At 36.8% G+C, this 12,362-nt stretch carries 7 protein-coding genes, 6 tRNA genes and 3 rRNA genes; 13 read left to right on the top strand and 3 right to left on the bottom strand.

The window, feature by feature from the left end:
* Positions 1-449 precede the first annotated feature (449 nt).
* From GVY01_RS07725 to glmM, 13 genes are all read left to right on the top strand, one after another.
* Positions 450-3,371: ribosomal RNA gene (locus tag GVY01_RS07725) — 23S ribosomal RNA — on the top strand.
* Between the two features lie 69 nt (positions 3,372-3,440).
* Positions 3,441-3,555, top strand: a 5S ribosomal RNA gene (gene rrf, locus GVY01_RS07720).
* A 109-nt stretch (positions 3,556-3,664) separates the two neighbouring features.
* Positions 3,665-3,779: ribosomal RNA gene (gene rrf / locus GVY01_RS07715) — 5S ribosomal RNA — on the top strand.
* A gap of 14 nt (positions 3,780-3,793) precedes the next feature.
* Positions 3,794-3,868 (top strand) — tRNA-Asn (locus GVY01_RS07710).
* 101 nt (positions 3,869-3,969) lie between these two features.
* Positions 3,970-4,041 (top strand) — tRNA-Glu (locus GVY01_RS07705).
* 7 nt (positions 4,042-4,048) lie between these two features.
* Positions 4,049-4,124: transfer RNA gene (locus GVY01_RS07700), tRNA-Val, on the top strand.
* A gap of 25 nt (positions 4,125-4,149) precedes the next feature.
* Positions 4,150-4,233, top strand: a tRNA-Tyr gene (locus GVY01_RS07695).
* A gap of 6 nt (positions 4,234-4,239) precedes the next feature.
* A tRNA-Gln gene (locus GVY01_RS07690) sits at positions 4,240-4,314 on the top strand.
* A 3-nt stretch (positions 4,315-4,317) separates the two neighbouring features.
* Positions 4,318-4,390 (top strand) — tRNA-Lys (locus GVY01_RS07685).
* A 97-nt stretch (positions 4,391-4,487) separates the two neighbouring features.
* Positions 4,488-5,393 carry an arginase gene (gene rocF, locus GVY01_RS07680; protein WP_046466886.1) on the top strand — a complete coding sequence of 302 codons (906 nt, stop codon included), beginning with the start codon at positions 4,488-4,490 and terminating at the stop codon, positions 5,391-5,393.
* 127 nt (positions 5,394-5,520) lie between these two features.
* Positions 5,521-6,327 (top strand): diadenylate cyclase CdaA, encoded by an 807-nt coding sequence (gene cdaA / locus GVY01_RS07675; RefSeq protein ID WP_026083467.1) that lies wholly within the window; start codon positions 5,521-5,523, stop codon positions 6,325-6,327.
* A 1-nt stretch (position 6,328) separates the two neighbouring features.
* The gene (locus GVY01_RS07670; protein WP_017636991.1) at positions 6,329-7,261 is read left to right on the top strand and encodes a CdaR family protein; all 933 of its coding nucleotides are present in this window, start codon (positions 6,329-6,331) and stop codon (positions 7,259-7,261) included.
* A 27-nt stretch (positions 7,262-7,288) separates the two neighbouring features.
* The gene (gene glmM / locus GVY01_RS07665) at positions 7,289-8,644 is read left to right on the top strand and encodes a phosphoglucosamine mutase (RefSeq protein WP_017636992.1); all 1,356 of its coding nucleotides are present in this window, start codon (positions 7,289-7,291) and stop codon (positions 8,642-8,644) included.
* 104 nt (positions 8,645-8,748) lie between these two features.
* Here the strand turns inward: glmM and GVY01_RS07660 are convergent, their stop codons facing one another.
* The 3 genes from GVY01_RS07660 to GVY01_RS07650 are packed head-to-tail and all read right to left on the bottom strand — an operon-like array spanning position 8,749 to position 12,336.
* Positions 8,749-9,861, bottom strand: coding sequence for a mannitol-1-phosphate 5-dehydrogenase (locus GVY01_RS07660; protein WP_017636993.1), 1,113 nt, complete (start codon positions 9,859-9,861; stop codon positions 8,749-8,751).
* The gene (locus GVY01_RS07655) at positions 9,861-10,295 is read right to left on the bottom strand and encodes a PTS sugar transporter subunit IIA (protein WP_017636994.1); all 435 of its coding nucleotides are present in this window, start codon (positions 10,293-10,295) and stop codon (positions 9,861-9,863) included. The genes GVY01_RS07660 and GVY01_RS07655 overlap by 1 nt, the downstream gene beginning before the upstream one ends.
* Before the next feature lie 13 nt (positions 10,296-10,308).
* Positions 10,309-12,336, bottom strand: coding sequence for a BglG family transcription antiterminator (locus GVY01_RS07650; RefSeq protein ID WP_017636995.1), 2,028 nt, complete (start codon positions 12,334-12,336; stop codon positions 10,309-10,311).
* Positions 12,337-12,362 lie beyond the last annotated feature (26 nt).

The raw sequence follows: 12,362 nt of genomic DNA, 5'->3' as shown, positions 1-12,362 counted from the left end.
ACAAATGATTGGGGTGAAGTCGTAACAAGGTAGCCGTATCGGAAGGTGCGGCTGGATCACCTCCTTTCTAAGGATATATTCGGAACATCTTCGTAGAAGATGAAGGAATAACATTGACATATTGTATTCAGTTTTGAATGTTTATACAACATTCAAACATTTATTGTACATTGAAAACTAGATAAGTAAGTAAAATATAGATTTTACCAAGCAAAACCGAGTGAATTAGAGTTTTAAAGCTTGAATTCATAAGAAATAATCGCTAGTGTTCGAAAGAACACTCACAAGAATTGTACATTGAAAACTAGATAAGTAAGTAAAATATAGATTTTACCAAGCAAAACCGAGTGAATTAGAGTTTTAAAGCTTGAATTCATAAGAAATAATCGCTAGTGTTCGAAAGAACACTCACAAGATTAATAACGCGTTTCCTGTAGGATGGAAACATAGATTAAGTTATTAAGGGCGCACGGTGGATGCCTTGGCACTAGAAGCCGAAGAAGGACGTTACTAACGACGATATGCTTTGGGGAGCTGTAAGTAAGCGTTGATCCAGAGATTTCCGAATGGGGAAACCCAACATGAGTTATGTCATGTTATCGATATGTGAATACATAGCATATCAGAAGGCAGACCCGGAGAACTGAAACATCTTAGTACCCGGAGGAAGAGAAAGAAAAATCGATTCCCTGAGTAGCGGCGAGCGAAACGGGAAGAGCCCAAACCAACAAGCTTGCTTGTTGGGGTTGTAGGACACTCTATACGGAGTTACAAAAGTATATATTAGACGAATCATCTGGAAAGTTGAATCAAAGAAGGTAATAATCCTGTAGTCGAAAATATATACTCTCTTGAGTGGATCCTGAGTACGACGGAGCACGTGAAATTCCGTCGGAATCTGGGAGGACCATCTCCTAAGGCTAAATACTCTCTAGTGACCGATAGTGAACCAGTACCGTGAGGGAAAGGTGAAAAGTACCCCGGAAGGGGAGTGAAAGAGAACTTGAAACCGTGTGCTTACAAGTAGTCAGAGCCCGTTAATGGGTGATGGCGTGCCTTTTGTAGAATGAACCGGCGAGTTACGATTTGATGCAAGGTTAAGCAGTGAATGTGGAGCCGTAGCGAAAGCGAGTCTGAATAGGGCGTTGAGTATTTGGTCGTAGACCCGAAACCAGGTGATCTACCCTTGGTCAGGTTGAAGTTCAGGTAACACTGAATGGAGGACCGAACCGACTTACGTTGAAAAGTGAGCGGATGAACTGAGGGTAGCGGAGAAATTCCAATCGAACCTGGAGATAGCTGGTTCTCTCCGAAATAGCTTTAGGGCTAGCCTCAAGTGATGATTATTGGAGGTAGAGCACTGTTTGGACGAGGGGCCCTTCTCGGGTTACCGAATTCAGACAAACTCCGAATGCCAATCAATTTAACTTGGGAGTCAGAACATGGGTGATAAGGTCCGTGTTCGAAAGGGAAACAGCCCAGACCACCAGCTAAGGTCCCAAAATATATGTTAAGTGGAAAAGGATGTGGCGTTGCCCAGACAACTAGGATGTTGGCTTAGAAGCAGCCATCATTTAAAGAGTGCGTAATAGCTCACTAGTCGAGTGACACTGCGCCGAAAATGTACCGGGGCTAAACATATTACCGAAGCTGTGGATTGTCCGTAGGACAATGGTAGGAGAGCGTTCTAAGGGCGTTGAAGCATGATCGCAAGGACATGTGGAGCGCTTAGAAGTGAGAATGCCGGTGTGAGTAGCGAAAGACGGGTGAGAATCCCGTCCACCGATTGACTAAGGTTTCCAGAGGAAGGCTCGTCCGCTCTGGGTTAGTCGGGTCCTAAGCTGAGGCCGACAGGCGTAGGCGATGGATAACAGGTTGATATTCCTGTACCACCTAGTATCGTTTTAATCGATGGGGGGACGCAGTAGGATAGGCGAAGCGTGCTATTGGATTGCACGTCCAAGCAGTAAGACTGAGTGTTAGGCAAATCCGGCACTCATAAGGTCAAGCTGTGATGGGGAGAGGAAATTGTTTCCTCGAGTCGTTGATTTCACACTGCCAAGAAAAGCCTCTAGATAGATAACAGGTGCCCGTACCGCAAACCGACACAGGTAGTCAAGATGAGAATTCTAAGGTGAGCGAGCGAACTCTCGTTAAGGAACTCGGCAAAATGACCCCGTAACTTCGGGAGAAGGGGTGCTCTTTAGGGTTAACGCCCAGAAGAGCCGCAGTGAATAGGCCCAAGCGACTGTTTATCAAAAACACAGGTCTCTGCTAAACCGTAAGGTGATGTATAGGGGCTGACGCCTGCCCGGTGCTGGAAGGTTAAGAGGAGTAGTTAGCTTCTGCGAAGCTACGAATCGAAGCCCCAGTAAACGGCGGCCGTAACTATAACGGTCCTAAGGTAGCGAAATTCCTTGTCGGGTAAGTTCCGACCCGCACGAAAGGCGTAACGATTTGGGCACTGTCTCAACGAGAGACTCGGTGAAATCATAGTACCTGTGAAGATGCAGGTTACCCGCGACAGGACGGAAAGACCCCGTGGAGCTTTACTGTAGCCTGATATTGAAATTCGGCACAGCTTGTACAGGATAGGTAGGAGCCTTTGAAACGTGAGCGCTAGCTTACGTGGAGGCATTGGTGGGATACTACCCTAGCTGTGTTGGCTTTCTAACCCGCACCACTTATCGTGGTGGGAGACAGTGTCAGGTGGGCAGTTTGACTGGGGCGGTCGCCTCCTAAAAGGTAACGGAGGCGCTCAAAGGTTCCCTCAGAATGGTTGGAAATCATTCATAGAGTGTAAAGGCATAAGGGAGCTTGACTGCGAGACTTACAAGTCGAGCAGGGTCGAAAGACGGACTTAGTGATCCGGTGGTTCCGCATGGAAGGGCCATCGCTCAACGGATAAAAGCTACCCCGGGGATAACAGGCTTATCTCCCCCAAGAGTTCACATCGACGGGGAGGTTTGGCACCTCGATGTCGGCTCATCGCATCCTGGGGCTGTAGTCGGTCCCAAGGGTTGGGCTGTTCGCCCATTAAAGCGGTACGCGAGCTGGGTTCAGAACGTCGTGAGACAGTTCGGTCCCTATCCGTCGTGGGCGTAGGAAATTTGAGAGGAGCTGTCCTTAGTACGAGAGGACCGGGATGGACATACCTCTGGTGTACCAGTTGTCGTGCCAACGGCATAGCTGGGTAGCTATGTATGGACGGGATAAGTGCTGAAAGCATCTAAGCATGAAGCCCCCCTCAAGATGAGATTTCCCAACTTCGGTTATAAGATCCCTCAAAGATGATGAGGTTAATAGGTTCGAGGTGGAAGCGTGGTGACACGTGGAGCTGACGAATACTAATCGATCGAAGACTTAATCAATTTTATGTTTTGCGACGCAAAATCATTTTACTTACTATCTAGTTTTGAATGTATAATACATTCCATTTGTCTGGTGACAATGGCAAGGAGGTCACACCTGTTCCCATGCCGAACACAGAAGTTAAGCTCCTTAGCGCCGATGGTAGTCGGACTAACGTTCCGCTAGAGTAGGACGTTGCCAGGCAAATNGCTGACGAATACTAATCGATCGAAGACTTAATCAATTTTATGTTTTGCGACGCAAAATCATTTTACTTACTATCTAGTTTTGAATGTATAATACATTCCATTTGTCTGGTGACAATGGCAAGGAGGTCACACCTGTTCCCATGCCGAACACAGAAGTTAAGCTCCTTAGCGCCGATGGTAGTCGGACTAACGTTCCGCTAGAGTAGGACGTTGCCAGGCAAATATATAATTATTCCACAGTAGCTCAGTGGTAGAGCTATCGGCTGTTAACCGATCGGTCGTAGGTTCGAGTCCTACCTGTGGAGCCATGGCTCCTTGGTCAAGCGGTTAAGACACCGCCCTTTCACGGCGGTAAGCTATCGGCTGTTAACCGATCGGTCGTAGGTTCGAGTCCTACCTGTGGAGCCATGGCTCCTTGGTCAAGCGGTTAAGACACCGCCCTTTCACGGCGGTAACACGGGTTCGAGTCCCGTAGGAGTCATTTTAATGGAGAATTAGCTCAGCTGGGAGAGCATCTGCCTTACAAGCAGAGGGTCGGCGGTTCGAACCCGTCATTCTCCACCATTTATTTTGTTTAAATAAATATGTCGGAGGGGTAGCGAAGTGGCTAAACGCGGCGGACTGTAAATCCGCTCCTTCGGGTTCGGCAGTTCGAATCTGCCCCCCTCCACCATCTTAATGGGCTATAGCCAAGCGGTAAGGCAACGGACTTTGACTCCGTCACGCGCTGGTTCGAATCCAGCTAGCCCAGCCATAAGAGCCATTAGCTCAGTTGGTAGAGCATCTGACTTTTAATCAGAGGGTCAGAGGTTCGAATCCTCTATGGCTCACTCAAAACATCTTTCTTAGGAAAGATGTTTTTTTTATTGTTTTATGTAAACGAATACATTATTCTATAACTAATACTTAAAAGAGGTGGAGAATAAGATGAAAAATATAGATATTATTGGGGTACCTTCAACATTTGGTCAAAGAAAATTAGGAGTCAATCTTGGTCCAGATGCAATAAGGTATGCTGGTTTACAAGATAGATTAGAAAATATTGGTCTAAATGTTAGTGATAGAGGTAATATTGATGTACCGACAATAGATTTAAAAAAATTCAACTCTGAGCAAGAAGGATTAAGAAACTATGATGAAATTGTTCAAGTTTCAAACACTTTAAGTGATAAAGTTGATCAAACTATATCCAATAATAGTTTTCCTCTAGTGATAGGTGGCGATCATTCTATTGCAGTAGGCTCTATTTCTGGAATAAGTAAACACTACTCTAATTTAGGGGTAATTTGGTATGATGCACATGGTGATTTAAATATTCCTGATGAATCTCCATCTGGTAATATACATGGTATGCCATTAAGAATATTACTTGGAGAAGGGCCAAGTGAACTTGTGAATTTAAATGATTTTCAACCTAAACTAAAACCTGAAAATGTTGTTCTTATTGGTATGCGAGATTTAGATAAAGGGGAACGTCATTATATTAAAGAACAAAATATTAAAACTTATACAATGGCTGATATTGATAAGTTAGGTATTGAGTCTGTAATAAATGAGTCTGTACAATATTTAAAAAATAGAAATGTCGATGGATTACATTTATCTTTAGATGTTGATGCATTAGACCCTACAGAAACACCAGGAACCGGTACAAGAGTGTTAGGTGGTTTAAGTTATAGGGAAAGTCATTTTGCGCTTGAATTACTTCATGAAAGCAAAATGATTACATCTATGGATTTAGTTGAAGTTAACCCATTAATTGATTTACATAACAATACAGCGGAACAAGCTGTTTCATTACTTGGTACATTTTTTGGAGAAACACTACTATAATTTAATTTATGTAACTTGCATGTTAATCGACATGCAAGTTTTTTTCATTTTTATTAGTGTTCATATGACACGTGTTCTAATGATTGATATAATGAATAATATGGAAAATGTTATCGGAGGAGATGTTATGGATTTTTCCAATTTTTTTCAAAATTTTAGTACTTTAAAAGTCATAACTAGTGTCCTCGATTTATTGATTGTGTGGTATGTTCTTTATTTACTGATTACAGTTTTTAAAGGTACAAAAGCAATACAATTATTAAAAGGTATTGTTGTAATAGTAATCGGTCAACAAATCAGTAAAATACTAAATTTGACTGCAACTTCAAAATTGTTTGACATTGTGATTCAATGGGGAGTATTGGCATTAATTGTAATATTCCAACCAGAAATTCGAAGAGCTTTGGAACAATTAGGTAGAGGTAGTTTCTTAAAACGTTATACCAACGCCTATACTAAAGATGAAGAGAAATTAATTCAATCTGTATCAAAAGCGGTTCAATATATGGCTAAACGTCGTATTGGAGCACTTATAGTTTTTGAAAAGGAAACTGGTCTTCAAGATTATATTGAAACAGGTATTCCTATGGATTCTAAAATTTCTCAAGAATTATTAACCAATGTGTTTATACCTAATACACCATTACATGATGGTGCAATGATAATTCAAGGAACTAAAATAGCAGCAGCAGCAAGTTATTTACCATTATCAGATAGTGTTAAAATATCTAAAAGTTTAGGTACAAGACATAGAGCAGCTGTAGGTATTTCAGAAGTATCTGATGCTTTTACAGTTATTGTGTCAGAAGAAACTGGTGATATTTCAGTTACTTTTGATGGTAAGTTAAGAAGAGATATTTCAAATGAAGTGTTTGAAGAGCTATTATCTGAACATTGGTTTGGCACACACTTTCAAAAGAAAGGTGTGAATTAATATGTTAGAAAGTAAATGGGGATTAAGATTCGTTGCACTGATATTAGCTATATTTTTCTTCTTATCAGTGAATAATGTATTTGGGAATATCTTTAACTCTGATGATATATCACAGAAATCAACAAAAACAATACAAGATGTTCCAGTAGAAGCGATATATAACCATAAAGATTTACACGCTACACATGTACCAGACACAGTAGATGTAAATATTTCTGGTCCACAATCAAAGTTATTAAAAATTGAAGATCCCGATGATTTAAAAGTTGTTGTAGATTTATCAGGTGAAAAAGCTGGTAAATATCAAAAGAAATTTCAAGTTAAAGGTTTAAATAATAGCATTAATTATAATGTTAAACCTAAATCAGCCAACATCACATTAGAAAAGAAAATAACTAAAACAATGCATGTAGAGCCTGATGTAAGTCAAAGTGATATTGCAGATGGTTACCAAATTGATAATCAAAAAATTTCACCTGAAACAGTTAAAGTAACTGGTGGAGAAGAACAATTAAAACAAATTGCTTACTTAAAAGCAACATTCAAAAATTCTAGTAAAATAAGTAAAGATACTAAAGATATTGCTACAGTAAATGCTTATGACAAAGATTTAAATAAAATGAATGTTTCTATTAACCCAGATGAAGTTGATTTGAAAGTGTCTGTTAAACCTTATAGTAAAAAGGTTAAAGTTAACACAAAGACGACTGGAAAATTAAAAGACAATAAAAAGGTAGATAATGTTAAATTAGATGACGATGAAGTTGAAATTTATGGTAGTAGAGAAGATATACAGGGTATAAATAATATTACAGCTGAAATAGACTTAGATGATATTTCAGAGTCCACTGAGAAAACTGTAAAATTTGATTTACCTAAAAGTGTAAGTAGGGTTAACCCTGAAGAAACAAAAGCTTATATCACAGTTAAATAATTGAAAGAAATAAAAGGAGAGTAAAACATGGGAAAATATTTTGGTACTGACGGTGTCAGAGGTGTAGCAAATGAAGAATTAACACCTGAACTAGCGTTTAAGCTAGGTAGATATGGTGGTTATGTATTAGCACATAATAAAGGGGAAAATCACCCTAGAGTCCTTGTTGGTAGAGATACAAGAGTTTCAGGAGAAATGTTAGAATCAGCACTCATTGCAGGACTTATATCTATTGGAGCTGAAGTCATGCGATTGGGTATTATTTCAACGCCAGGTGTAGCATATTTAACGAGAGAAATGGACGCAGAATTAGGTGTAATGATTTCTGCATCACATAATCCAGTTGCAGATAATGGTATTAAATTCTTTGGTTCTGATGGTTTCAAATTATCAGATGATCAAGAAAATGAAATCGAAGAATTACTTGATCAAGAAAATCCAAGTTTACCAAGACCAACTGGTACAGAAATCGTTCATTATTCAGATTACTTTGAAGGTGCACAAAAATATTTAAGTTATTTAAAATCTACTGTAGATGTTAATTTAGAAGGTATGAAAATTGTTTTAGATGGTGCAAATGGTTCTACATCTTCTTTAGCACCATTTTTATTCGGCGATTTAGAAGCTGATACTGAAACAGTGGGTTGTAGTCCAGATGGATACAACATTAATGAAAATTGTGGTTCTACACATCCTGAAGCTCTTGCAAAAAAAGTTCTTGAAACTGGAAGTGACTTTGGTTTAGCATTTGACGGAGATGGAGATAGAATTATTGCTGTTGATGAAAATGGTAAAATCGTTGATGGAGACCAAATTATGTTTATTATTGGTCAAGAAATGCATAAAAACCAAGAATTAAATAATAATATGATAGTTTCAACTGTAATGAGTAATTTAGGTTTTTATAAAGCTTTAGAAAATGAAGGCATTCAATCTAATAAAACTAAAGTTGGAGACCGTTACGTTGTAGAAGAAATGAGAAGAGGAAATTATAATCTTGGTGGTGAGCAATCAGGTCATATCGTATTAATGGATTATAATACAACAGGTGATGGCTTATTAACTGGTGTACAATTAGCAGCTATCATCAAAATGTCAGGTAAATCATTAAGTGAGTTAGCTTCACAAATGAAAACATATCCTCAATCATTAATAAATGTAAGAGTAACAGATAAATATCGCGTTGAAGAAAATATTGATGTTAAAGAAGTAATGACTAAAGTTGAAGTTGAAATGAATGGAGAAGGTAGAATTTTAGTACGTCCTTCTGGAACAGAGCCATTAGTAAGAGTAATGGTTGAAGCTTCAACAGATGAAGATGCAAAAAGATATGCCCAACAAATTGCTGATGTCGTAGAAGACAAAATGGGTTTAGATAAATAATTCAAATAAAGAACGTGCCATAAATGAAAAGGCACGTTCTTTAAATATATATAATAAAAATGGACCAGAAGCTTACATCTGGTCCATTTTTTATTCAACAAATATTATTTTGAAATAAGTTCATTATATTCTTTTTCAATTTCTTCTGCTAATGGTCCTTCAACTTTAGCATACGTTTGTAAGAATGATTTTACACCATGTTCTTGAATATAATTATTCTTTTCAACAGTTTCTTGGTCAGCTTTATCATCATATTTTAAAAGTAGGGCAGCTGCTTTAACTAAGCCATCTCTTTCTAAATTATGTTCATATAAATAATTTAATGGTTTAATAATACGATCTTTAGGACCAATTTTACGTAGAGTTCCGCGACCAACACGTGTTACTTCATCAGATAGATAAGAGTTATTGAAACGTTCAATAATTTTTTCTACATATTGAGATTGTTCTGATTTAGAAAAATCAAATTCACGTGTGATATAATCACTTGTTTCAGCTAGTACACGTCTTAAACCAGCTTCGATAGTGCTATCTTGAACTGCATCTAAAACAGTTGCTTTATTATCGTTATAACCAGCATATGCTAAGAAAGCATGTCCTGTATTAACAGTTAATAATTTTCTTTCAATATAAGGTGTTAAATCATCAACATATTTAATATGGTCTAATTCTTCGCCATACCAAGCATCTTTTTCAACAACCCATTCATAGAAAGGTTCTACCATAACATCTAAAATATTTTCATTTTTTTGTAATGGAACAATTCTATCAACTGCAGAGTTTGCAAAATGAATATTGTCGCCTAAAGGACCAGTAATATCTAAAATAGCTTTTTTAAGTGTATCTGTAGCCATAATAGCATTTTCACAAGCAACGATATTAACATGGTTTTCTTTTTCTTTTAAATATGGAGCAAATGATTTTGCAATAATAGGTAAAATGTTAACACCAACAGCAGTTGTAATTAAATCAGCTTCTAAAATAGCTTGTTTCAATTCATCTGAAGGTTTAGCAGAATTAATCGCATCAACATTGTTTACCCTTGTAGTTGTTTTAGCTTCATCTGCTAAAATAACATCGTATTCATGTTCCGTTTGTAATGCATTAATAATTTCATCATTTACATCTGCAAATGTAACTTTAATATTATTATCAGCTAAAATATATCCAATAAATCCACGACCAATATTACCGGCACCAAAATGTACTGCTTTCATTATGCATCAGCCTCCTCAAAGACTTGTTTAATTTCGTCAGCTGATTTAGCGTTGATAATACGTTCTACATTTTCTTCTTCACTGAAAGTAATCGCAATTTTAGATAATAAGTCTAAGTGTTCTCCGTCTTTACCAGCGATACCAACGACAACTTTAACTTCTTCGCCATTCCAATCAACACCTTCAGGAATTTGTAATAAACTTAAGCCTGATTGAATAACATTTCCTTTAGCTTCTTCAGTACCGTGAGGAATTGCTAAACCGTTACCCATAAATGTTGAAACAACATCTTCACGATCTTTCATTGCTTGAATATAATTTTCAGTTACAGCTCCGCTATCAACTAGAGCTTGTCCTGCTTTCTCGATTGCATCGTTTTGGCTTGCTACTGATACGTTAATAAAAATGTTTTCATTACTGAATAATTCGCTCATTATAAATACACTCCTAAATTAATTGTTTTTTAATTCGTTTTAAAAATTGCTTTTCCAGTATAATTTTAAAGTCATGTGGATTTTTCATAAAATCATCTAAGTTTTCCAAATGGTTGCTTAGTGTTTCGGAAATTGTACTAACAAGATCTACCATGATTGCATTATCTGGAATAAACATACTTAACATATAATTAATGTAGTCATTGTCATTTTGAATATTACTCATCTTTATAGGTTCCTCCAAAATAGTTATGAGGATACATGGTTCTTTAAACATTGAATCTCTCATATGAGGAATAGCTATAGGGTAGGGGCTTAGTATCCAATTAGGATTTTCCTCCAACCGATGTTGTAATAATTCAGCGAATGACTGACCATCATCAATAATACGATGACTTACTAGGTAATCAGATAAATATTGATTCCAATTATCTACTGATTTATATTCTATTTTCACGGAATCAACTAACTTTAAACCTTGACGTATTGTTTCCATAATATCTTCAGGTGAATAATTAATTAATTCTTTTCCTTCATTTTGATTCATATGGTGTGCTTCTTTAGTATTTAAAAATGAAGCGACATATCCTATGTCAGAATCAGGGAGTAAAGGATTAACTGTTAAAAATGGTCTATCTATATCCAAATTTACGGTGGATATAATACCATCGTATTGAGATAAATCAAGCACGTTTAGATCACTTACAGAAGCCTGTGTAATTCGTTCAATTTCACTAAACACTTGTTCAAGTCTAGTTGCTAATAGACGGCTTGTACCTATGCCACTACTACAGACGACTAAAATATTTAAAAATTGATGTCCTTGGTTTTTAATTGATCCTCCAAAATGAAGGACAATAAAAGCAATCTCGCTATCAGGAAAGATTAACTCTGGCCAAACAACATGCAATGCTTTGCTCACATTATCAAATAGTCTTGGATATTTGTACTTAATCATATCGGTCAAAGGATTATATGTTTCAATATTTGATTCTAAACGATTAATTGCTGGATTAATATGCAATGATAATCCATTAATTAGAGTAGTTTTTTCATCAAAGTATTGACCCGAAATCTCTTCTACGTTTTGCACGAAAGATTTTATTTTTTGTTCATTTTTCTTATCTTCAAATAAAGTATCTTTAGTATCTTTACGTTTTGAACCCCGCAAGTGAATGGTAATAAATGTGACTTCAGCTTGGTTGAATTGGACATCATATAAATCTTCTAGACGTTTAGCAATTTCACTAGCTACTTCATGTTCAAATGTATGTTTTACCGATTGATAAATATCTTCATTAAGTGATACATATTCATTGTTTTGCATACGAGTAATACTTAGTACAATATGAACGGTTAACGTGAGATAGCTAGATTCTGTTAGTGAATAGGGAAGCTCTCCTAAATAATCCATTAGAATTCTCTCAACTTTAAATATTCGGTCTAAATCCACAAGTGATTGTTGAGATTGATGTAATGATTGATAGACAAAATGATTTTCAATAACTGAATAAACACTTGTACTATTTAAATTATTTACCATTAGCTGACTTAAGAACTCTCTTTTTTTAGATTCAGTACCATTTAACATAACACCTTCGCCACGTTTTCGTGTTAAGGATAATTGATATGATTCTAAATCATGTTCTAATTCATCCAATAATTTAGCTAATGATTGGATAGAAACGCTGATTTCTTGAGCAAGACTATACTGTTTAACGGCATGTTTAGATTGAATAAGAGCATATAAAATAATGACCTTTTGTTCTTCAACTGATAAGTCTATAGTTTGTTGTTGCGTCATTTCATATTTTAAGCTTTGAATAGCTTGTTGATCCCCATTTAAACGAATACCTTTTTTGTTAACTCGGTCAAGTTGAATTGAAAAGGTATCTATATATGATTCAACGTGCTTTAATTCTCTATGAATAGTACGAGAGGACACTGCCAGTTGTTGAGCAATGTCATATATAGTGACATATTGTCCGTGATACTTGATTAAAAGTTCTATAATCTCTTTTTCACGTGTACTCAATAACATGGCGGTATCCTCCATTAATATTAATA

This window comes from Staphylococcus sp. 8AQ, assembly GCF_902506595.1.
In the GTDB taxonomy this organism is placed as follows: domain Bacteria; phylum Bacillota; class Bacilli; order Staphylococcales; family Staphylococcaceae; genus Staphylococcus; species Staphylococcus pasteuri.
This window is presented reverse-complemented; position numbering and strand designations above follow the sequence as displayed.